Annotated in this window: 18 protein-coding genes; 10 read left to right on the forward strand and 8 right to left on the reverse strand. The window is 70.6% G+C overall.

What is annotated here, in order from left to right; all coding sequences use genetic code 11:
- Positions 1-258: 258 nt before the first annotated feature.
- Positions 259-741 (reverse strand): MarR family winged helix-turn-helix transcriptional regulator, encoded by a 483-nt coding sequence (locus ACW9TB_RS27410; protein ID WP_472750946.1) that lies wholly within the window; start codon positions 739-741, stop codon positions 259-261.
- A gap of 138 nt (positions 742-879) precedes the next feature.
- Here ACW9TB_RS27410 and ACW9TB_RS27415 point away from each other — a divergent pair, with 138 nt between their 5' ends.
- The 4 genes from ACW9TB_RS27415 to ACW9TB_RS27430 all read left to right on the forward strand — a co-directional run bounded on the left by ACW9TB_RS27415 (position 880) and on the right by ACW9TB_RS27430 (position 4118).
- A complete protein-coding gene (locus ACW9TB_RS27415) occupies positions 880-1245 on the forward strand; it encodes an HGxxPAAW family protein (protein WP_472750947.1) in 366 nt (121 codons plus the stop codon).
- A 360-nt stretch (positions 1246-1605) separates the two neighbouring features.
- On the forward strand, positions 1606-2559 hold the full coding sequence (locus ACW9TB_RS27420) for an STAS domain-containing protein (protein WP_472750948.1): 954 nt from the start codon (positions 1606-1608) through the stop codon (positions 2557-2559).
- Between the two features lie 260 nt (positions 2560-2819).
- Positions 2820-3434, forward strand: coding sequence for a hypothetical protein (locus tag ACW9TB_RS27425; protein WP_472750949.1), 615 nt, complete (start codon positions 2820-2822; stop codon positions 3432-3434).
- Positions 3435-3485: 51 nt separating this feature from the next.
- Positions 3486-4118, forward strand: coding sequence for a thymidylate synthase family protein (locus tag ACW9TB_RS27430; RefSeq protein WP_472750950.1), 633 nt, complete (start codon positions 3486-3488; stop codon positions 4116-4118).
- Between the two features lie 47 nt (positions 4119-4165).
- Here ACW9TB_RS27430 and ACW9TB_RS27435 read toward each other — a convergent pair whose 3' ends face one another.
- From ACW9TB_RS27435 to ACW9TB_RS27445, 3 genes are all read right to left on the reverse strand, one after another.
- The gene (locus ACW9TB_RS27435; protein ID WP_472750951.1) at positions 4166-5716 is read right to left on the reverse strand and encodes an ankyrin repeat domain-containing protein; all 1551 of its coding nucleotides are present in this window, start codon (positions 5714-5716) and stop codon (positions 4166-4168) included.
- Between the two features lie 257 nt (positions 5717-5973).
- A complete protein-coding gene (locus ACW9TB_RS27440; RefSeq protein ID WP_472751017.1) occupies positions 5974-8193 on the reverse strand; it encodes a heavy metal translocating P-type ATPase in 2220 nt (739 codons plus the stop codon).
- Between the two features lie 212 nt (positions 8194-8405).
- Positions 8406-9404, reverse strand: coding sequence for a hypothetical protein (locus ACW9TB_RS27445; RefSeq protein ID WP_472751018.1), 999 nt, complete (start codon positions 9402-9404; stop codon positions 8406-8408).
- 258 nt (positions 9405-9662) lie between these two features.
- Here ACW9TB_RS27445 and ACW9TB_RS27450 point away from each other — a divergent pair, with 258 nt between their 5' ends.
- Positions 9663-10181, forward strand: a complete 519-nt coding sequence (locus ACW9TB_RS27450; RefSeq protein WP_472750952.1) for a SigE family RNA polymerase sigma factor — start codon at positions 9663-9665, stop codon at positions 10179-10181.
- Positions 10168-10953, forward strand: a complete 786-nt coding sequence (locus ACW9TB_RS27455; protein WP_472750953.1) for a hypothetical protein — start codon at positions 10168-10170, stop codon at positions 10951-10953. The genes ACW9TB_RS27450 and ACW9TB_RS27455 overlap by 14 nt, the downstream gene beginning before the upstream one ends.
- Positions 10954-10995: 42 nt before the next feature.
- On the opposite strand, the gene ACW9TB_RS27460 is transcribed toward ACW9TB_RS27455, so the two are convergent.
- Positions 10996-13548: a GcvT family protein gene (locus ACW9TB_RS27460; protein WP_472750954.1), complete on the reverse strand. Its 2553-nt coding sequence runs from the start codon at positions 13546-13548 to the stop codon at positions 10996-10998.
- 75 nt (positions 13549-13623) lie between these two features.
- Between ACW9TB_RS27460 and ACW9TB_RS27465 the strand changes: the two genes are divergently transcribed.
- Positions 13624-14577 (forward strand): phosphotransferase, encoded by a 954-nt coding sequence (locus ACW9TB_RS27465; protein WP_472750955.1) that lies wholly within the window; start codon positions 13624-13626, stop codon positions 14575-14577.
- On the forward strand, positions 14574-16142 hold the full coding sequence (locus tag ACW9TB_RS27470; RefSeq protein WP_472750956.1) for an amino acid permease: 1569 nt from the start codon (positions 14574-14576) through the stop codon (positions 16140-16142). Before ACW9TB_RS27465 ends, ACW9TB_RS27470 begins: the two co-directional genes overlap by 4 nt.
- 4 nt (positions 16143-16146) lie before the next feature.
- Here ACW9TB_RS27470 and lipB read toward each other — a convergent pair whose 3' ends face one another.
- Positions 16147-16785: a lipoyl(octanoyl) transferase LipB gene (gene lipB / locus ACW9TB_RS27475; RefSeq protein ID WP_472750957.1), complete on the reverse strand. Its 639-nt coding sequence runs from the start codon at positions 16783-16785 to the stop codon at positions 16147-16149.
- 15 nt (positions 16786-16800) lie between these two features.
- Complete coding sequence (locus ACW9TB_RS27480) at positions 16801-16986, reverse strand: PspC domain-containing protein (protein WP_472750958.1); 186 nt, start codon at positions 16984-16986, stop codon at positions 16801-16803.
- Positions 16987-17226: 240 nt separating this feature from the next.
- On the opposite strand from ACW9TB_RS27480, the gene ACW9TB_RS27485 reads away from it, so the two are divergent.
- Both ACW9TB_RS27485 and ACW9TB_RS27490 read left to right on the forward strand, forming a co-directional pair.
- Complete coding sequence (locus ACW9TB_RS27485) at positions 17227-18765, forward strand: M28 family metallopeptidase (protein WP_472750959.1); 1539 nt, start codon at positions 17227-17229, stop codon at positions 18763-18765.
- A 99-nt stretch (positions 18766-18864) separates the two neighbouring features.
- On the forward strand, positions 18865-20367 hold the full coding sequence (locus ACW9TB_RS27490; RefSeq protein WP_472750960.1) for a M28 family metallopeptidase: 1503 nt from the start codon (positions 18865-18867) through the stop codon (positions 20365-20367).
- A 348-nt stretch (positions 20368-20715) separates the two neighbouring features.
- On the opposite strand, the gene ACW9TB_RS27495 is transcribed toward ACW9TB_RS27490, so the two are convergent.
- Entirely contained in the window at positions 20716-21348 is a 633-nt protein-coding gene (locus ACW9TB_RS27495; protein WP_472750961.1) for a mycothiol-dependent nitroreductase Rv2466c family protein, read from the reverse strand.
- Positions 21349-21360 lie beyond the last annotated feature (12 nt).

Genomic DNA, 21360 nt, shown 5'->3' on the forward strand with positions numbered 1-21360 from the left:
CCTCGACGCACGGACCGGCCGGTCCCCCGTGACCGTCGGCGCGGCTCTCCGGAAAGCGCGAGAACACCGGCACCGCCACCGGGAACGACGGACCAAGAGCCTTTCCAAGCCGAGCCGTTCCGCCTCGGATCGGATCGTTTCGCATCGAGCCGCTTTCCCTAGAGCCGTTTCGCCTCGGGCCGTTTCGTGGCGCCGCCGAAGCGGCGCCTCTTCGCGTGCAGGCCGCCCCCTCCGGGTCACCGGCCTCCGCCCGCTTCCCTAGGGAGCCGGGGATTCGCGGATCTCGGCCAGGGAGATCCGCATGGCGTCGGCGGCACGCGTGAACCAGTCGGAAATAGCGGCCAGCTCGTCCGGGCCGTAGCTCTCGAAGAGCTCGGTGAGCCGCCGGTAGGTGGGCTCGTACGCCGTCGCGATGCGGGCGGCCGAGTCCCCTTCCGGGACGATTCGGACACGGCGCCGGTCATGAGGATCGGGGACACGCCGGGCGTAGCCCGCGCTCTCCAGGCGGTTGACCACCCCGGTGACGGCCCCGGTGGTGAGACCGGCCAGCTCGGCGAGGCGTCCCGCGGTGAGCGCCTCCTCCCCCGCGCCCAGGACGAAGCCGAGACACGTCAGGTCCGTGACGTTGATCCCGAGACGCTCGGCGAGCGTGTGCTGCCCGACCAGGCTCAACGCGATCAGCTGGTCCATCCGGGCTAGAACCTCCGGCGGTGAGGCCCCGGCTTCGGATTTGCGTTCCACCACAGAATCTCCTTACTATCTAAGAAACTTAGCTCGTGAGATAAATGATACGGGCCGATTCAACCTAGCGCCTGTCGCCCCGGCGACTCATCACGGCCCGCAGGGGACGGCGCTTCAGACGGAGGAGACATCGTGGGGATGAGAAGAGACCTCGCGGAGTTGGCGGAGATCCACGAAGAGCACGACATGGGACACACCGTGGCGGGCTGGACCGGTTCGATCGTCTGCGTCACCGGTTTCGCGATCTCCGGGGTGGCGATGACGGCCGCCAGCGTCCTCTTCTTCTGGATCGGCGCGGGGATCGTGGTCCTGGGCGGCACCCTGGGGTGGCTGCTCCATCAGATGGGCCTCGGCAAGGAGATCGGCCCGCGACCGGTGTCGGAACGCGGCATACGCTGGCGCCCCTCGAAGGAAGGGCAGAGAGGATCGGGAGCGGCGGAGGTCGCCGAAGAGGCGGCACGCCCTCGTACAGAACCTCGCGTCCCCGCCCGGCTCGGCCCGTGACGGCGGTCCAGGTCCCGTCCGATCTCCGATCCGGTCTCTGATCCGGGCGCACCCCGCACGGTCCGGCACCGATGTCGTACCGAAGCGCGCAGGCCGGTCCCTCACCCGGGGGGCCGGTCTTCCCGCTTTTCAGCCCGTTCCGGGCTTTTCGAGCCCGTGCGGAGGCCGTCCGCGTTCGTCCGAGACGAAGCCCCGACGGCCAGGGCTTCGAGCGGCCGATTCGCACTCCGTCATACGCCAGATAGGACGAAAACGCGCAAGTACACTGTAATTCCCCACCACGGGGGCGACCAGATCTGCATACCTGGTAAGACGGAGGGAACGCCCGCCCTGTGAACTGCGGGTCTAAGGAGTCTTTCCATGCCACCCGAAGGTGCGAACACGCTCTCGATATCGGCCGACACGCGCGGAAGCGCCATCGTGGTCCGGGTGATCGGCGAGCTCGACTACGACTACGCACCGATCTTCCGGCGGGAGCTCACCCGGGCCTGGAGCGTAGGCGCCGACACTGCGCCGCCCCGGTTCCCGGCACCCCCGTCGCCCGACACACCGCCCGAACTCCCGGTACCCCCGGCGCTCAACGCGCCGTCCGGGCTCCCGGCACCCCCGTCACCCGACACGTCGTCCGGGCTTCCGGTGCCTCCCGTACCGCTGCCCGGCCAGGCGTCGCTTCTCCCGGAGACGTCCTTCCTTTCGGAGTCGCCGCTTCTCCCGGAGTCACCGCTTCTCCCCGTTCTCCCTGAGACGTCGCTTCTCCCGGAGACATCGTTCTTCCCGGTGTCGTCGCTCCCCTCGGAGCCGCTGTCCCCGCCGTCCCCGCTGTCGCCCGAGCCCCCTTCGCCGTTCTTTCCCGGGAGCCCGCCTCCCCCCGAACCGGGGAGCCCGCCACCGCTCTTCCCCGAGGGACCCTCGCCTCTCTCACCGGACGTACCGCCACCGGACGAACCACCGTCGGACGGGCGGCCGTCACTCGCCACGCCGACCTCGCCCTCCCTGTCTGAGGTCTTCCCGTCTGAGGTCTCCCTGGCTGAGGTCTCCCCGTCTGAGGTCTTCCCGGGTACGCGGGCCGAGGCCCCGCCCCGGCTCATCCTCGATCTGGCGGGGCTCACCTTCTGCGACTCCACCGGGCTCGCGGAGCTGTTGTGGATCCTGCGCAGGAGCCAGGAGACGCGGACCCGCCTGGTGGTGGCCGGGGCGAGCCGGGCACTGCGCCACATGATGGCCATCACCGGGCTTCTGACCTACTTCACGATGGTCGCCTCCGTGGAGGAGGCCCTCCTGGAGGAGGAACCGAGGGTGACGGAAGGGCACTGACGCGCTCGGGTGGAGTGGAAGCCGGAGACACCCCTGTGGAAGACACGTCCTTGGGAGAGACCTCCGTAGAAGTTTGAGACGTATGTCGTTAAAACGCACTCATTCACCTGACAAGTGGGTCAATATCTTCTTACGGGAAAATCCACTATCCGGCGAAAGTGGGGGTCCCGATGCGGAAGATGTCGCCGCGGACGGCCGCGGAAGCACTGCCCGAGAATCTTGACGGGCTGCCGGTCAAACCCGGAGAATTCCTCGCTCTCGTGTCCGTGGATTTCACCGGGACGTACCAGGTCTACCTGGCGGCCAAGGACGAACGCATCAAGATGACCCGGCTGTCCATGAGCCTGCTCGCCGCCCCGTTCGCCGCCGCGGTCGCGCTGGCCAGCGCGAAGGTGGTCAGCCCGCAGATGCTGACCACCTGGCACAGCGTTCCCTGGCACCTGTTCGCGATGGTCGCCGCGTTCGGGCTGCTCAGCGTGCTGCCCTTCCTGCGGCTGATCGAGGCGGTCAACGCGCACATGAGGACCGCGCGGGCGCTCAACAACTTCCGCCTGCTCTACACGGTCCACCTCAAGGACCAGTTCGCGGCCCTGGGCTGGACTCCCAACCTGCCGGTGGACCCGCGCTATCCGGAGACGTACGCGCCGCTGGCCTGGCCGGGGGTCAACGTGATGATGCTGGCCCTGGTCAACAGTTCCTACATCGCGGTCGGCGTGCTCGGGATGGTCGGGGCCGCGCCGACCGTGGCCCTGCTCCTGGTGATCATCGGGCTGCTCGCGCTGGTCCACTATTTCGTCTACTACGTTCGCGCCAACGTTTCCCGGCAACGCCGACTCCCACACAATCCCTTCCATTTCCCCAACGTGGAGACCTGAATGCCCGACCTCCTCAGATTCGCGTCTTGTGGGGAGACGTGGATCTGGCTGATGCGACACGTGACACACAACGGCGGGCCCGCCCTGGACGACCGCGGCCCGATCATCGAGGCTCCGGCGGTGCTGTTCGAGGTCAGCAGCCTGGCCTGGGACGATCCGGTCCTGAAATGCTACGGCGACGCCGGAAAGATCCCGCTGTACTCCAGCAAGTTCAGCGAGCGGTCGATCGTCCCGCCGTTCAAGTACAGCTACGGAGGGCGGCTCCGCCAGTTTCTCGGTGTCGACCAGCTCGGCTGGGTCGCCGACGTGCTGCGCGCCAAGCCGTACACCAAGAGCGGCTGGATCTCGCTGACCGTTCCCGGTGAGCCTCCCGACGCGGTGCCCTGCCTGACCAGTCTCGCCTTCAGGCTCCGCGCCGGGCGGCTGGTCATGACCGCCGCCTTCCGATCGCAGAACGTGTTCACGTCCTATTTGAACTACGTGCCGCTGCGCGGCATCCAGAGCGAGGTCGCGGACGGCCTCATGGTGGGCTGCGGATCGATGAGGGTCTTCGTCGACGTGCCGCACATCTACACCGCGGACGAGGCGACGGTCGGGGAGATCCTCCAGCTGTCGGAGCGCGACGGGCCCGGCGAGGGAGCGGCGGTACGGGGTCCCGATCATCGGATCTGCCCCATCCCCTGATGACACGGGCCGCGGCCCGTGTCATCAGGGAACACCGGCCGGTCGCGTCACAGGGAGGCGAGGTACGCGGCGACCTCGTGCCGTCCGCCGTGCTCGGCCCATCCCTGTGGCGTGGCGCCGAACTCGGTGTCGCGCACGGACGGGTCCGCCCCGAGGTCCAGGAGGGCCTTGACCATGGGCAGGTCCCCGGCCCACGCGGCCTCGTGCAGCGGAGACCCCCGGCGTACGAGGCCGACCTCGAACCCGAGGGAGGCCATCAGCCGCACCGCCTCGACGTTCCCGTGCGCCGCCGCCCGGTTGACCAGGTGCGGCACGCGTTCGACGGCTCTGGCCACCAGGCCGGGAGCGGCGTCCGTGCGCTCGGCGCGCATGCAGGCGCCCAGGAACCGGTCGACCTCGTCCAGGGAGCCCGTCGCCCCGGCCTCCGCGAGCATCGTGGCCGCCTCGACGTTCCCGCCGAGGACGGCCAGCTCGTAGGGCGTACGGCCCTCGAAGATCGGGTGGCCGGTGCCGGGGCCGTTCACGCCCGCGCCGTGTTCGATCAGGAGCCGCAGGCGCCGGGGCCGCCGGGTCACGGTCGCGGCGAGCACCTCGTCCTGGAGCATCCGCTCCGGCGTCGCGTGGGCGGGACCGAGGCGCCGGTGCCACGGCCCGCCGTCTCCCCGGCCGAGGCCGTACTCGAAGAGCAGTTCCAGGTGCTCGGTGTCGTCGGGGCCGGACCCGCCGAGCCCCCGGTTGTAGAGGGTCTGGCTGTCGTTGGGATCGGCGCCCGCCTCCAGCAGGAGCCGGGCCAGCTCGGCGGAGCGCGGGTGCGGCGGCTCACCGCGTTCGCCGCCGCCGAAGGCCCCGGTGAGCGCGGTGAACGGCGAGGGCAGCCCGTCCCACAGGTATCCCGCGTCCGGGTCGGCACCGTGTTCGAGCAGCACCCGGGCGGTCTCCAGCGCGTCGCCGCCCTCGACCCGCGAGTACGCCAGGTAGAGCAGCGGCTCCCACTCGTACGGCCCGCCCTCGGACCGCGCCCGGGCCGGGTCGGCCGCCAGCGTCGCGGCCATCGCCTCCGCCTGACCGGTCGCGGCCATGGTGTGGACGCTCGCGACCGCGAGTCCCGGGTCCAGGGCCAGCGCCCGCGCCGCCCCGCGACGGCGCGACGGGTCGTCGTTCCCGTACGGCAGGCAGGCCAGCCGGAGGAACTCCGCGACCGGGTCCGCGCTCTCGGGAACCAGGTGGGGTGAGCGGGAGTGCCGCGCGAGGACGTCGAGGTGGGCGCGGAGCCGGGGCCAGCTCGCGAAGCCGTACGCCCTCGCGACCGTCAGCTGGGCGTCGGCCAGCGTGAACCCCTCCGGTAGGCCCGGCGGTGGCGGTGCGGAGAGCCTGTTCGTGGCCTCTTCCAGCGGACGTCCCCCGGCCGTGGACCCCTCCGGCGAGCGCTGATGGTCTTCGCCGTGCGGCGACACCGAGGAGCGGGCCGGGCGGGGGTGGAACTCCGCGACCAGTTCCAGCGCGGCGGTGTCGGCGGCGCGGACCGCCTTCTTGAGACGCTTGGCCTGGTTTCTCAGGTGTTCGAGGCTGGGGTTGTCGGGAAGACGGCGAACAGGCACGGGGGCCTCCCTTTCGTCGCGCCCGACGTCCGCGTGATCGGGCCGAAAAGGAGGTTGGCCGCGTGAGCAGTGTGACGCTCAGGTGGGCTCTGCCCTTCCCGCGGACCGGGCGCGCCCTGCCGCGCGGACTCCACCATAACCCCCGAGCCGCGAGGGCGCTTCTCGCCCAAACCCCGTACCACGCGAGCGCCCGTGCCGGAGGGGCGCCCCTCACCCGAGGCCGCGCGGCCCCCCGGACACGGCCGTGATCCCCGGCCTCACCTGAAGCGGCGCAGCCGCAGGCTGTTGCTGACCACGAACACCGAGGAGAGCGCCATCGCGCCCCCGGCGATCATCGGGGTGAGCAGCCCGAACGCGGCCAGCGGGATGGCGGCGACGTTGTAGGCGAAGGCCCAGAACAGGTTGCCCCTGATGGTGCGCAGCGTGCGGCGGGAGAGCCTGATCGCGTCGGCGGCCACCCGCAGGTCGCCCCGGACCAGGGTGAGGTCGGAGGCCTCGATCGCGACGTCGGTGCCGGTACCCATCGCCATGCCGAGATCGGCCTGGGCGAGCGCGGCGGCGTCGTTGACCCCGTCGCCGATCATGGCCACGGTACGGCCCTCGGACTGGAGCCGCTTGACGACCTCCACCTTGTCGGCGGGCAGCACGTCGGCGATCACGTCCTCGATGCCGACGGCCTCGGCGACCGTACGGGCGACCGTCTCGTTGTCGCCGGTCAGCAGGACCGGGCGCAGGCCGAGCGCGCGCAGCGCGGCGACCGCCTCGGCCGAGGTGGGCTTGATCGCGTCGGCGACGGTGAGCACCGCGCGGGCCTTCCCGTCCCAGCCGACCGCGACGGCCGTCTCCCCGCGCGCCTGGGCCCGCTCCAGCTCCTCCTCCAGCTCGGGCGGCAGGTGCTGCGACCAGTCGGCGAGCAGCCGGGGCCGCCCGACGAGGACGGCGTGCCCGTCGACGACGCCCTGGACGCCGAGGCCCTCGACGTTCGCGAAGTCCTCGACCTCGGCGGTGGAGTCCGCCGCGCGGGCGACGGCGCGGGCCACGGGGTGCTCGGAGGCGGCCTCCAGCGCCCCGGCCAGCCGGAGCACCTCGTCGCGGTCCTCACCGGCGGCGGGGAAGACCTCCTTGAGAGTCATCGTGCCCGACGTCACGGTGCCGGTCTTGTCCAGGACCACGGTGTCGATGCCGTGGGTCGACTCCAGCGCCTCCGGGCCCTTGATCAGGATTCCCAGCTGGGCGCCCCGGCCGGTGCCGACCAGCAGCGCGGTCGGCGTGGCGAGGCCCAGGGCGCAGGGGCAGGCGATGATCAGCACCGCCACGGCGGCGGTGAAGGCCGCGGCGGCGCCGGAGCCCGTACCGAGCCAGAAGCCGAGGGTGGCCACGGACAGCGCGATCACGATCGGCACGAACACCGCGGAGATCCGGTCGGCCAGCCGCTGCACGGCGGCCTTGCCGTTCTGCGCGTCCTCCACCAGCCTGGCCATCTGGGCGAGCTGGGTGTCCGAGCCGACCCGGGTGGCCCTGACCACGAGCCGCCCCCCGGCGTTCACGGTGGCGCCGACCACCGCGTCACCCGGCCGCACCTCGACGGGGACCGACTCGCCGGTCAGCATGGACGCGTCCACGGCCGAGGAGCCCTCCTCGACCACGCCGTCCGTCGCGATCTTCTCCCCCGGCCGTACGACGAAGAGATCACCCACCGTGAGTCCGTCGACCGGGACGAGCTCCCCGGAGGCCAGCGTGACCTCCTTGGCGCCCATCGACAGCAGCGCGCGGAGCGCGGCACCGGCGCGGCGCTTGGAACGGGCCTCGAAGTAGCGACCCGCGAGGATGAAGGTGACCACCCCGGCCGCGGCCTCGAAGTAGATGTTTCCCGAGCCGTCGCCCCTGGACAGGGTGAACTCGAAGCCGTGCCGCATGCCCGGCATGCCCGCCGTGCCGAAGAACAGGGCCCAGAGCGACCAGGAGAAGGCGGCGATCGTCCCCAGCGAGACCAGCGTGTCCATGGTCGCGGCGCCGTGCCGCAGGTTGGTCCAGGCCGCCCGGTGGAAGGGCCATCCGCCGTAGACCACGACGGGACCGGCCAGGGCGAGGGAGAGCCACTGCCAGTTGTCGAACTGCAGCGCCGGGATCATCGCCATCGCGACGACCGGCACCGACAGCACGACGGAGGTGATCAGGCGCTGCCTGAGGGGAGTGAGCCCGTCAGGCTCTTCCTCTCCATCTCCCTCTTCGGCGGACGTCGGCGGCGCGGGAAGCTCGGCGGTGTATCCGGCCTTCTCCACCTCCGCGACCAGGTCACCGGGGGTGACGTCGGCGGGGTAGGCGACCTTCGCCTTCTCGGTGGCGTAGTTGACGGTCGCGGTCACGCCGTCCAGCTTGTTGAGCTTGCGTTCGATGCGGGACGCGCAGGAGGCGCAGGTCATGCCGCCGATGGCGAGTTCGATCTCGTCGTGGGCGGGCGCTTCGCCGGTGGTCATGGACGTCACGGCCTCTCCTCGTACCTTGCCTCGTGGCTTGTCCGTCGTGGTGCGCGGCCCGGGGCCGTCGGCGACCGACCGGCCGGGGCCGGGAGTCCCGCCGCCTTCCGGGAGCGGGCCCGTCCCCCGCCCCGGGACGGTGTCCCCGCGCTGGGTGTGCCCAGACATGTTTCTCTCCTCGTTATGAGAACGCGTAACCCCTATGGGGTATTTCACGGCTGGTGGCTGTGCCCGTGGCCGTCCCCGGACGGTCCCGTGGCCCCGCCGCCCTCGGGATCGGGACTCGTGGCGGCGGTGAACACGGCGGTGCGCACGGTCCCCGCGTGCTTGAAGTCCAGGTAGAGCCCGTAGGTCCCCGCGCTCGGCACCTCGGCGTAGAAGGTGATGTTCGGGCCGGGCGCGGTGCGCCCGTCGCCGGGCGCGCCGTCGGGGTGCACGTGCAGGTAGGCCAGGTCCCCGTCACGCAGCGCGACCAGGTGCCCGTACGCGGCCAGGTAGGGCTGGAGGTCGGTGACCGGCTCGCCGTCCTTGGCGATCGAGAGCGTGAGCATGCTCGTACGGCCGGGGATGAGGTCTCCCTTCAGCGTGACGGTGTAGTCGCCCACCTTCGCGGTCTCGGCCGGGACGGCGAGCGGCTCCGGACGGTAGTCGCCCGCGGCCGACAGGTCCATGCCGAGCGTCAGAGGACCCGCCCCCTCGGGGGCGAAGTCGGCGAACGCGCGGTACTCCCCGGCGGCGGGAAGCTCAAGCGGGACCGACCACACCCCGCCCCCCAGCTGGGTGGGGTGCAGGTGCTGGAAGCCCGTCAGGTCGCGGCGGACCACGATGAAGTGCAGTTTCTTGTCGTGCTGCGTGGTGAACCCGGTGACCGGGGAGCCGCCGGGGCCGATCACCGTGAAGCGGAAGTCGGTCCGTTTGCCCACCTTGACCTCGTCGGTCTCCGGCATGAGCATGTATCCGCCCTGGGAGACCTGGAGCCCGGCGGGAACGGCCGGTGCCTTCACGGCCGCCTGCTCCGTCCCCTGGTGGGCGCCGTGCCCCGCGCCCTGCCCGGCATCGCCCTGCCCGGCATCGCCCGCGCCGGGGGAGGTCTCGGCCGCCGCGCCGCCCGTCGGGCCGAACGGCCCCGCCAACCGGCCCGCCCCCAGGGCGCCGCCGAAGACCACGGCCAGCACCAGCGCGTACGCACCCACCTTGATCGCGCCGTTCATCTTGATCACCCCTTCTTGATACCCTTAGGGGGTATCTTTTCGCTCGCCCACAGTGCCACACCACCACCCTTTTCCGCAACCCCCTGGGGGTATACCTGACACCGGTCTCCAGGTCACAGGATGGCTGATACGCAGGATGATGACGGGACTTACCGGAATTCTGAGGATCTCGGGACGCCGGGGATCCGAGATGCCGGGGGCGGGCAACCCTTCCCCGCGCCCAGGCGTATGAGGGTGTATGAGATCGGATGAACTGAGGTGAGCGGCCGGGACGACGCCGGATTCTCGGCCTTCGTCGCCGCACGCGGCACCAGCCTGCTGAGGATCGCCCATCTCGCCTGCGACGCCGCCGAGGACGCCGAGGACCTGCTGCAGACGTCACTGGAGCGGGCGTACCGCAACTGGAACCGGGTGCGCGACGACAACGATCCCGAGCCCTACGTGCGTCGCATCATCGTCAACACGGCCATCAGCCGCGCCCGGCGCCGGGCGATCCTGCGGATCGTCCCGATGAGCACCCCGCCGGAGCAGCCGTCGCGGGAGGCCGACATCCCGCTCCGCCACGCGCTCATGGACGCGCTGCGCGACCTGCCGCCCCGGCAGCGCGCGGTGGTCGTCCTGCGCTACTGGGAGGACCTCAGCGAGGCGCAGACCGCGGAGATCCTCGGCTGCTCGACGGGAACGGTCAAGAGCCAGGCGTTCAAGGCGCTCGCCAAACTGCGCCCGGCGATCGGCGGAGAGTCCCCGGAGAAGGTGATCAGGAATGCCCATGCTTGAGCGGGAGATACACCGGATCATGGCGGAGGAGACGGCGAGACTGCGCGCGGCTCCCGACCTGGCCGAGCGGGTGCTCAGGACCTCCCGGCGCAGGAACTCCAGACGGCTCGGGATCGCCGCCCTGGCCACCGCCGCGGCCGTCGTGGGGATCACGGTCCCCGCCTACCTGACCCTCGACACGGCCCCGGCGCGACCGGACCCGGCCGCGACCTCGGGGACGACGGACCCGGGCCTCGACGACCGGGGCGCGCCACAGCCCCTCTTCACCCAGCTCCCGCCTCCCGTGCCGACGCCCACGGCCACCCCGCGCGTCTCCCGGCCGCCCATCGACATCGGCAGCGGGAACACGGTGGGACGGGTCCACGTGGGCTACATGCCCGACGAGCTGGTACGGGACAAATGGGCGTTGAACCGCGGCGACGAGTACAGCACCTCGTGGAGCTACCCGGAGGACGGCGAGGGCGCCTACCGCATCCAGATCTTCGTCTTCGAGGGCCTGGCCGTGGCGGCCGCCGACGAGCGGTGGCGGGAGTACGTGGACAAGGGCACGGCGAAAAAGGTGTCCCTCGGCGCCGGCCGGACCGGCCACATCTCCACCCAGTGGGTCGGCGAGGACGGCGGCAAGGGAACCCCGACCGCCTTCGTACGGGTGGGTGAGGAAAGGGTGGTCGAGGTGCTGATGAGTCCCGCCTACGCGAAGGACCTCGGCGGCGAGAGAGCGATCGATCGGGTGCTGACCGGGGTCGCGGCCGGTCTGACCGCCGACGACTGAACCCGCGGGGAGGCGCCCTCCCCGCGGGATCCGGTGGAGCGGTCAGGACGGCAGGCGCCGGACGCGCTCCGAGGAGGGGTCGTAGAGGGGCTCCGCGGTGACGACGGCGCCCACCCAGGTGCCGGTGACGCCGACCTCGACGCGGTCGCCGGGGGCGGTGGTGCCGGGCAGGTAGGCGTAGGCGATCGAGCGGTCGACACGGTGGCCGTACCCGCCGCTGGTCACCCGCGAGGCGGGCAGGCCACCGGCGCGGACCGGCTCCCCGCCGAGACAGACCTGGCGGGGGTCGTCCAGGACCAGGCAGAACAGACGCCGCGCGGGCACCCCGGCCCCCGCGTCCGCACTCACCTTCGCCCCCGCGCCCACACTCACGTCCGCACCCGCGCTTACGTTCGCGTTCGCGCTCGCGTTCGTGCTCGGGTCCGGTGTGGGGTGGCGGGCGGCGTCCAGGGCCGCGCGGCCGAGGAAGTCCTTGTCGCGGGCGACCGCGAAGCCCAGGCCCGCCTCGTGGGGGGTGGTCTCCGGGGTGATGTCCATGCCCCAGACGCGGTAGCCCTTCTCCAGTCGCATCGAGTCGATCGCGCGGTACCCGGCCGGGCGCAGGCCGTACGGCGTTCCGGCCTCCATGAGCGTGTCCCACAGCGTCAGCCCGTACTCCGACGGGCAGTACAGCTCCCAGCCGAACTCGCCCACGAACGTGACCCGCTGGGCCAGCACCGGGACGTTCCCGACGCTGATCTCCCTGGCCTTCATGTAGCCGAAGGTCAGGTCGTCGCCGGAGACGGAACCGAGGATGTCGAGCGCCCTCGGGCCCCACAGGCAGTAGCAGGCGTGCGCCGAGGTGACGTCGCGGACGTCGAGGCCCAGGCCCCGGAGCCAGGCGGCGTCGTGGACGCCGAAGGCGGTGCCGGTGACCAGGCGGAAGTGGTCGTCCGCCAGGCGGGTGACGGTCAGGTCGGCCTCGATGCCGCCGCGCTCGTTGAGGAGCTGGGTGTAGACGATCGAGCCCACGGGCCTGTCGAGCTGCCCGGCGCACGCCCGCTGCAACCCCTCCAGCGCCCCGGGCCCCGACACCTCCAGCTTGGAGAACGAGGTCTGGTCGAAGAGGCCCGCGGCGTCGCGGGTGGCGAGGCACTCCTCGCGTACGGCGGGCGACCAGATCCGGCCCGCCCAGCCGTCCGGGCGAGGGCTCGGGCCGTCCGGGAGAGGCCCCTCGCCGGGCTCGTACCAGTTGACCCGTTCCCAGCCGGACTTCTCGCCGAACGCCGCTCCCAGCTCCACGTGCCGTACCCAGGCGGGAGAGCGGCGGAGGGGCCGGGCGGCGGTGCGCTCCTCGCCGGGGTAGACGATGTCGTAGTACTTCGAGTACGAGTCCAGGGCCTTGGCGCGGGCCCACGACGCGGAACGGGCATGCGCCCCGAAACGCCGCAAATCCATACCGAACACGTCGTATTCGGGCGAGCCATCCACAATCCACTCGGCCATGACCTTGCCCACTCCTCCGGCCGCCGCCAGGCCGTGGACGCAGAATCCGGCCGCCGCCCACAATCCGCGGACCGGGGTCTCACCGAGGAGGAACTCGCCGTCGGGGGTGAACGCCTCGGGGCCGTGGACGACCTTCGTGATCTCGGTACGGGCCAGGGCGGGGACCCGTCGCACCGCCGATTCCCATGATTCCCGAAATTTCGGCATATCAGGTGGAAAAAGCATCCGCGATTCCTCCAGCGGAGCGGCCGTGTCCCAGATCTCTGGATTCCGGATATATCCGCCGACCAAAATTCCGGCGTTCTCCTCACGGAAATAGACAATGTTATCCGGATCCCGCACCGTGGGCATGGACGACGGAACCTCGAATGGCTCGGTGACCACATATTGGTGTTTTATCGGTACAACCGGAATGTCCACCCCGGCCAGCCGCCCGACCCGCCCGCTGGCCGCGCCCGCCGCGACGACCACGGTCTCCGCCAGGACCGACCACTCCTCGACGTCGCCGGAGCCCTCAGTGCCCTTGGTGCCCGACGCGAGCCGTACCCCGGTGATCGCGCCGTCCCTCACGTCGAGCCCCGTCACGCGGGTCCCGGTGTGAATCCGCACGCCCAGCTTCTGCGCCCCGGCCGCCAGCGCCCTGGCCAGCAGCGCCGGGTCCAGCCAGCCGTCCCCGGGCAGCCAGAGCGCGGCCCGCACGTCGTCGGCGCGCAGCAGCGGGAGCATCTCCTTAGCCTCGGCGCCGGAGATCACCTCCAGGCCCAGCCCGTAGGTCTCCCCGGCACCGGCCAGCCGCAGCGACTCCTCCACCCGCTCGGGCGTGGTCGCCAGGCGGAGGCCGCCCACCCCGTGCCACCCCGGGTCCAGCCCGGTGAGCTCGGCCAGCTCGGGATAGAGACCGGCCGAATACATGATCATCTTGGTCTGCGTGACGGTGGACCGGAGCTGGCCCACGAACCCGGCCGAGTGCCAGGTGGTCCCCTCGGTGAGTTCGTGCTGCTCGACGAGGATCACCTCGGTCCAGCCGAGCCTTGCCAGGTGGTAGGCGACACTGCAACCGGCCACCCCGCCGCCGATCACGACGGCTCGCGCGGAGCTGGGAAGTTTCAAGGAGCGCAACCCCTCTGTAACAACTAGTCCACAGAATCGGATCAATGGTATGAAGGTAGGCCAAAGGAGGGCGGCATGCCAGATCCTCTAGCGGACGTCCGTAAATGGGCTGACCAGCCCGTCACCGAGACCCCGATCAAGGGTGGCCTCAGCCACCGGATCTCGCGGCTCACCACGGCCGACGGGCAGCGATGGCTGCTGCGCGTGCTGGACCCCCGGGTGTCGGAGGCCGGTCTGGGCATCCCGCTCGACCAGGAGATCGCCAACACGGTCCACGCGGCGGACGCGGGGGTCGGCCCCAGGGTGCTGCACCGGCTGCCGGGCGCGCTGGTGCTGGAGTATCTCGACGGCGTCACCCTGGACGCCCACGCCGTACGGACGATTCCCGGCCCCGTCGCGGCGGCCTGCCGCCGGCTGCACGCCGGGCCCCGGTTCGTCAACGACTTCTCCATCTTCCGCAAGCTCGACGAGTTCCTCGCCCTCTGCCGTACCCACGAACTGGGCACACCCGACGGCTACGAGGACCGTCTTCCCGTGGCGGCGGAGATCGAACGGGCGCTGGCCGCCGATCCGCTGCCCACGGTGCCGTGCCACAACGACCTGCTGCCGGAGAACTTCATCCGCTGCGGCACCGAGGTCAGGATCGTCGACTACCAGCTCTCGGGGAACAACGACCCGGCCTTCGAGCTGGGCGACATCGCCGCCGAGGCGGACTACGACCCCGACCTGACCGCCCGGCTGGCCCGCGCCTACTTCGGCGGCGACGACCGGCGGCTCACCTCCCGGGTCCGGCTCAACCTGATCATGTCCAACCTCACCTGGACGCTCTGGTTCGCCGTGCACCACGGGCTGCTCAGGGAGCGGGCCGCCGACGCCGACTTCGACTACGAGGCCGAGGCGGCCGACAAGTTCTCACAAGCCGTACGGGACCTGGACGACCCGGGGTTCGGGCGGCTCGTCGATGACGTCCGGGGCGCGAGCACCGGATTTCCCCACCCCCCGCACCACCACGCAAGGAGGCTTGAGTGACCAAGCCAATATCGGCCGACCCGGTCGACGAGGACGCGAAACGCCTCGCCGAACTCGGTTACAAGCAGGAGCTCTCCCGAACCTGGAGCGGCTTCTCTAACTTCGCCATCTCCTTCTCGATCATCTCCATCCTGGCCGGCTGCTTCACCACGTTCGGCCAGGCCTGGAACAACGGCGGGCCCGTCGCCATCTCGTGGGGGTGGCCGCTGATCTCGATCTTCATCCTGATCATCGGGCTGTGCATGTCGGAACTGGTCTCGGCCTATCCGACCGCCGGCGGCATCTACTGGTGGGCCGCCAAGATGGGCAAGCCGATCCACGGCTGGTTCACCGGGTGGTTCAACCTCATCGGCCTGATCGCCGTGACGGCCTCGGTCGACTACGGCTGCGCGACCTTCCTGAACATCACCCTCAGCCGGTTCTTCTCCGGCTGGGACCCGAGCCTGACCAACGCGTTCCTGCTGTTCGCGATCATCCTCGTCCTGCACGGCCTGATCAACATCTTCAGCCACCGGCTCATCGCGACGCTGCAGAACGTCTCGGTGTGGTGGCACGTGTTCGGCGCGGCGGTGGTCGTGCTGATCCTGGTCTTCGGCCCCGACTCGCACCAGTCGATGTCGTTCGTCTTCACCGAGACGATCAACAACTCCGGCTTCTCCGACTCGTCGTACTGGTTCTACGTGCTGCCGCTCGGCTTCCTGCTGACCCAGTACACGATCACCGGGTTCGACGCGTGCGCGCACGTGTCCGAGGAGACCCAGGGCGCCTCCACCGCCGCCGCCAGGGGACTGTGGCAGTCGATCTTCTACTCGGCGATCGGCGGCTGGATCCTGCTGCTGGCCTTCCTGTTCGCGGCCACCGACGTGGACGCGGTCAACGAGGCGGGCGGCTTCGTCGGCGCCATCTTCGACAGCGCGCTCCCCGGCAACCTGGCCACGGCGATCTTCGCGATCTCCACCATCGGCCAGTTCTTCTGCGGGATGAGCTGCGTGACCTCGATGTCCCGGATGACCTACGCCTTCTCCCGCGACGGCGCCATCCCCGGCTGGCGCCTGTGGTCGAGGGTGGACGCCAACCGGACCCCCGTCAACGCGATCGTCTTCGGCTGCACGGCCGCGCTGATCCTCACCCTGCCCGCGTTGTACGAGGCCCCCGGCGGTCTGCCGCTGGCCTTCTACGCGGTCGTGTCGGTGGCGGTCATCGGCCTCTACATCGCCTTCGCGATCCCGATCTGGCTCCGGCTGCGGATGGGCGACCGGTTCCAGCCCGGCCCCTGGACGCTGGGGTCGAAGTACAAGGTCATGTGCTGGATCGCCATCGTCGAGATCGTCATCGTCTCGATCTACTTCATCATGCCGCTGGTCCCGGCCGCCGTGCCGTTCAGCGACGACTTCACCTGGACCGCGGTCAACTACGCGCCGATCGTGGTCGGCGTGATGGTGCTGGCCGTGGGCCTGTGGTGGGTGCTGTCGGCCAGGCACTGGTTCACCGGGCCGCGCCGTACGGTCGACATGGCCGAGGCGTTCGACCCGGCCGGCCCGACCGGCAAGGAGCAGATCGGCTGAAGGATCAGCTCGCCTCGAAGGCCTCCGCCACCGCCGCACGGACCCGGTCCATGGCCGCGGCGGCGGGGGCCTCCCGGCCCATGGAGGTCATGTCGACGTCGGGCATGCCGCAGGCCACCGCCCAGCCCCACGGGGTGAGGTCGCCGTCGACGTTGAGGGCGAACCCGTGGCTGGTGACGCCCCGGCTCTGCCGCATCCCGATCGAAACGATCTTGCGGCCGGTGTCGGCCGTCCACACGCCGGTCAGCAGCTCCGAGCCGGGCGGGGTGTCGCGGCGCTCGGCCGGGACGCCCAGCGCGCCGAGCGCGGCGACGAGCCTCAGCTCGACCTCGCGGACGTAGTCGACGATCCCCTCGTCCTCGCCGAGCTTGACGATCAGGTATCCGACCAGCTGGCCGGGCCCGTGGTAGGTGAGCTGCCCGCCGCGACCCGTGCTCACGACCGGGATGCCGTGAGCGGGGTCGGGCAGGTGCTGCTCAGGGGTTCGCCTGCCCACGGTGTACACCTGCGGGTGGCTGAGCAACCAGAGCGTGTCGGAGCGCTCGTCGCGCTGCCGATGACCGACCAGGTCGGTCATCCGCTCCATCGCCTTCTCGTAGTCGACCAGGTCGTCCTGGACCAGGGACAGTGGGCGTCGCCTCATGCCCCCAGCCTATTTTCAGTAGCGGACCGCCGGCGCCTTGGGGACGAAGATCCACATGAGCACGTAGGCGACCCACAGGGGGCCGGGGATGAGCGAGAGCAACAGCCAGAACACCCGGACAAGGGTGGGCGGCATGTTGATGCTCTCCGCGATCCCGCCACAGACCCCGGCGATTATCTTGTGGTTTCTCGAACGGTGCACGATACCTCTCCCCGAATCGGTGTTCTTCGTCTCTTCAAACGAACGACCGGATCTCACCCGTTCCCGAGACACCCCTGAGAAAACCCTGTCAGGGTCGGCTTGATAACTTTTCGTGCACCTGAGCGTCGGCACATCTAGGCGAAACCAGTTGATCACGGTACGTTCCGCCATGTACGTAATAGGGGATCCCCCCTCCGTTCCACCCCGAGGAGCGCTATGCGCCTGAGGTTACGACGCAGCATGGTCCAGACCGCCACCCTGGTCACGGCCATCGCCCTCCCTCTCACCCTCGCCGCACCGGCGACCGCGACCATCGCGGCCACCACGTCGCCGGGCGTCACCGACGTCCTCGCCAACGTGTTCGCGACGCAGATCAAGGGCAGCAACGTCAAGAAGCACCTGGACAAGTTCCAGGAGATCGCGACCGCCAACGGCGGCAACCGCGCCGCGGGTTCCCCCGGTTACGACGCCTCCCTGGCCTACGTGCAGGACAAGCTGCGCAAGGCCGGTTACCAGACCTCCACGACCAACGTCGAGTTCCCGCTGGGCTGGGAGGAGGCGAGCCCCTCCGTCCTGCAGCAGACGGCCCCCGAGGCGAAGACCTACGCCAACCCGGCCGACTTCGTGACCGTCATCTCCTCCAGCGGAGGCGACGTCACCGCGCAGATCCAGGTCGTCGACCCCGTCATCCCTCCGGCGCCGACCGCGAACACCTCGACGGCGGGTTGTGAGACCGCTGACTTCGCCGGGTTCGTCCCCGGCCGGATCGCGCTGATCCAGCGCGGCACCTGCCCGTTCGTCGACAAGGCCACCAACGCCAAGGCGGCCGGCGCGGCCGGTGTGATCTTCTTCAACGAGGGCCAGCCCGGCCGTACCGACCCGCTCTCCTTCGACATCATCGAGTGGCGCTTCGGCTTCCCCATCGTGATGGCGAGCACGGCCGTCGGCCTGGACCTGGCCGACAGCCCGAACACCACCGTCCGCCTGAAGGTCGACGCCGAGACCACGGTCGGCCGTACCAAGAACCTGATCGCCGACTCCCGCTGGGGCAAGTCCGGCGAGATCGTGGCGGTCGGCGCCCACCTGGACGGCGTGCCCGAGGGCGCCGGCATCAACGACAACGGCTCCGGCAGCGCCGCCGTCCTGGAGACCGCGCTGAAGCTGGCGTACGTGCCGACCAAGTACAAGGTGCGCTTCGCCTGGTGGGGTGCCGAGGAGCTTGGCCTGCTCGGCTCCGACCAGTACGTCGCGGGCCTGTCGCAGGCCGAGAAGGACAAGATCAGGCTCTACCTGAACTTCGACATGATCGCCTCGCCCAACGACGGCACCTTCCTGTACGACGGTGACGACTCCGACGCCGAGGGCGCCCCCGCGGGCCCGGCCGGATCGCCGGAGATCGAGAAGCGCCTTGAGGCGTTCTACGCCAAGCGCAGCCTGCCGTTCGAGGGCACCGACTTCACCGGCCGCTCCGACTACGGCGCGTTCATCGCCAACGGCATCCCCGCGGGCGGTATCTTCACCGGTGCCGAGGGCATCAAGACCCCCGAGCAGGCCGCCAAGTTCGGCGGGACCGCGGGCGTCGCCTACGACCCCTGCTACCACGCCGCCTGCGACGGCATCAACAACATCAACGCCGCCGCACTCGACCGCAACTCCAAGGCCGTGGGCTACGCCACCGCGTACTTCGCCTACGACCTGAAGGGCATTCCCGACCGCAACGCGGCACTCGCCAAGTCCGCGGCGAGGACCGCGGCGGCTCCCGAGGGCGCCGCCCGCTAGGGACTGCTCCGCAAGCGCACCACCACGCTGTACGGCGCGCACCCGGCACGGGTGCGCGCCGCTCGGGGGACCCACACACCCTCAGACCCGAGGAGCATGATGCGCAGTTTGTGGACCATGGGCATGGCGGCGATCCTGGCCATCCCGTTGGCGTTCACCGCACCATCGGCGTCGGCAGCCGCCCCACCGGACATCTCGCTGACCGCCGTGAAGGCACATCTCACCCAGCTCCAGTCCATCGCCACCGCCAACGGCGGCAACCGCGCCCACGGCCGCCCCGGCTACCTGGCCTCGGCCAACTACGTCAAGGGCCTGCTGGACGGCGCGGGGTTCACCACCTCCCTGCAGTCGTTCACCTACAACGGCGCGACCGGCTACAACGTCATCGCCGACTGGCCGGGCGGCGACCCGAACGACATCCTCATGGTCGGCTCACACCTCGACAGCGTGACCGCGGGACCGGGCATCAACGACAACGGCTCCGGCAGCTCCGCCATCCTGGAGACCGCCCTCGAGGTCTCCCGCCAGTCGCTGGCACCCACCAAGCACCTCCGCTTCGCCTGGTGGGGCGCCGAGGAGCTGGGCCTGCGCGGCTCCCAGGCCTACGTGAACAGCCTCTCGTCCACCGAGCGGGCAAAGATCAAGGGCTACTACAACTTCGACATGGTCGGCTCACCCAACGCCGGTTACTTCCTCTACGACGGCGACAACTCCGACGGCGTCGGCTCGGGCCCCGGCCCGGCGGGCTCGGCGCAGCTGGAGTCGACGCTCCAGGCGTACTTCACCTCGATCGGCGTGGCCACCCGTGGCACCGACTTCGACGGCCGCTCCGACTACGGGCCGTTCATCGCCGTCGGCATCCCCGCGGGCGGCACCTTCACCGGCGCCGAGGGCATCAAGTCCAGCGCCCAGGCCACCCTCTGGGGCGGTACGGCGGGGCAGGCGTTCGACCCGTGCTACCACCGGGCGTGCGACACCACCTCCAACATCAGCGACACCGCGCTGAACCGCAACGCCGACGCCATCGCCTACGCGGTGTGGACGACCGCGACCGCCGTGGCCCCGACGGTCGTCTGGCAGGACACCTTCGAGACGGCGACCGGCTGGACGACCAACCCCTCGGGGACCGACACGGCGACTTCCGGACTGTGGGAGCGCGGTGACCCCGAGGCCACCACCTCCAGCGGCGCCAAGCAGCTCGGCACCACCGTCAGCGGCACCAACGACCTGGTCACCGGCAGGCTCGCGGGCGCGGCGGCGGGCGACTACGACCTCGACGGCGGCATCACCAGCGTCCGGTCACCGGCCGTCACCCTGCCGTCGACGGGAACGCTCAAGCTGGCGTTCTCCTGGTATCTCGCGCACGGCACCAACGCCTCCACCGCCGACTTCCTGCGGGTGAAGGTCGTCGGCTCCACCACCACCCAGGTGTTCCAGCAGCTCGGCGCGGCCTCCAACCGCAACGGCGCCTGGGGCACGGCCAACGTCGACATCTCCGCCTTCGCGGGGCAGAGCGTCCGCGTCCTCGTCGAGGCCGGTGACGCCTCCGGCGCCTCCCTGGTCGAGGCCGGGGTGGACGACGTCAAGGTGACCCGCCAGTGAGCGGGAGGGTGACCCGGCGGCAGTAAACGAGACCGGGTGCGGCCCGCGCCTTCCCCTCCGCGGACCGTCCGGACACCCTCCGGACGGCCCGCCACGCGGGTCGCACCCCTCTCGGACGAACCAGTCTCGAACGGGCCACTTACGGGCGGACCGATCCCGGGCGGACCGGTCCCGGGCCTCGTGGAAAGTCCCTCCGGACGAACCGGCGCGCGGTGGCGGCGGCGGTGAGGCCGGGCGTCCTCGCGGGGGAGGACGCCACCGGGACCCGTCAACCCGTCAGCTCGTCAGCTCGTCAGCTCGTCAGCTCGTCAGCTCGTCAGCTCGTCAGCTCGTCAGCTCGTCAGCTCGTCAGCTTGGACCGTCGAGCCGGGGTCGCTCGTGCCGGGTGCCCTTGAGCTCGTGAAAGCCCGGTGTCCCGGCCACGAGCAGCGTCCCGTCCCACAGGCGGCCCGCCCGCTCACCCTCGGGAATCCTGGAGATCACCGGGCCGAAGAACACCACGCGCTCGCCGCCGGTGTCGGGGCCGTTGGCGGCGACCACCGGGGTGCCGACGTGCTCACCGATCAGGCCGATGCCCTCCGCGTGCGAGGCGCGTACCGCCTCGTCGTAGGCCGTCGACATCCCGGCCTCGGCCAGCTCCGGCGGCAGACCGGCGGCGACCAGCGAGTCGTGGAGCGAACCGACCCAGTCCTCCCCGCGAGCGCGCCCGACGGTCCACATCGCGGTGTACAGCCTCCCGAGCGCCTCCTGCCCGTACTCCTGCTGTACGGCCGCGCAGACGCGCACGGGCACCCAGAGGTACCCCTCCGTGTCACCCTCCGGATCCTCCTCCCGGCCCTCGTTGAGCACCGACAGGCTCATCACGTGCCAGCGCACCTCGACCGGCCGTACCCTCTCCACCTCCACCAGCCACCGGGAGGTGATCCAGGTGTACGGGCAGGAGGGGTCGAACCAGAAGTCCGCGATCGTCTTGATCGTCATCCCCAGCTCTCC

The sequence above is a fragment of the Streptosporangium sp. H13245 genome, from assembly GCF_055690525.1.

Coding starts and splice junctions, on each gene's coding strand:
- ACW9TB_RS27415 (WP_472750947.1), top strand. CDS start 880: ATGAGAAGAGACCTCGCGGAGTTGGCGGAGATCCACGAAGAGCACGAC.
- ACW9TB_RS27420 (WP_472750948.1), top strand. CDS start 1,606: ATGCCACCCGAAGGTGCGAACACGCTCTCGATATCGGCCGACACGCGC.
- ACW9TB_RS27430 (WP_472750950.1), top strand. CDS start 3,486: ATGCGACACGTGACACACAACGGCGGGCCCGCCCTGGACGACCGCGGC.
- ACW9TB_RS27440 (WP_472751017.1), bottom strand. CDS start 8,193: ATGACCACCGGCGAAGCGCCCGCCCACGACGAGATCGAACTCGCCATC.
- ACW9TB_RS27445 (WP_472751018.1), bottom strand. CDS start 9,404: ATGAACGGCGCGATCAAGGTGGGTGCGTACGCGCTGGTGCTGGCCGTG.
- ACW9TB_RS27455 (WP_472750953.1), top strand. CDS start 10,168: ATGCCCATGCTTGAGCGGGAGATACACCGGATCATGGCGGAGGAGACG.
- ACW9TB_RS27465 (WP_472750955.1), top strand. CDS start 13,624: ATGCCAGATCCTCTAGCGGACGTCCGTAAATGGGCTGACCAGCCCGTC.
- lipB (WP_472750957.1), bottom strand. CDS start 16,785: ATGAGGCGACGCCCACTGTCCCTGGTCCAGGACGACCTGGTCGACTAC.
- ACW9TB_RS27485 (WP_472750959.1), top strand. CDS start 17,227: ATGGTCCAGACCGCCACCCTGGTCACGGCCATCGCCCTCCCTCTCACC.
- ACW9TB_RS27490 (WP_472750960.1), top strand. CDS start 18,865: ATGCGCAGTTTGTGGACCATGGGCATGGCGGCGATCCTGGCCATCCCG.
- ACW9TB_RS27495 (WP_472750961.1), bottom strand. CDS start 21,348: ATGACGATCAAGACGATCGCGGACTTCTGGTTCGACCCCTCCTGCCCG.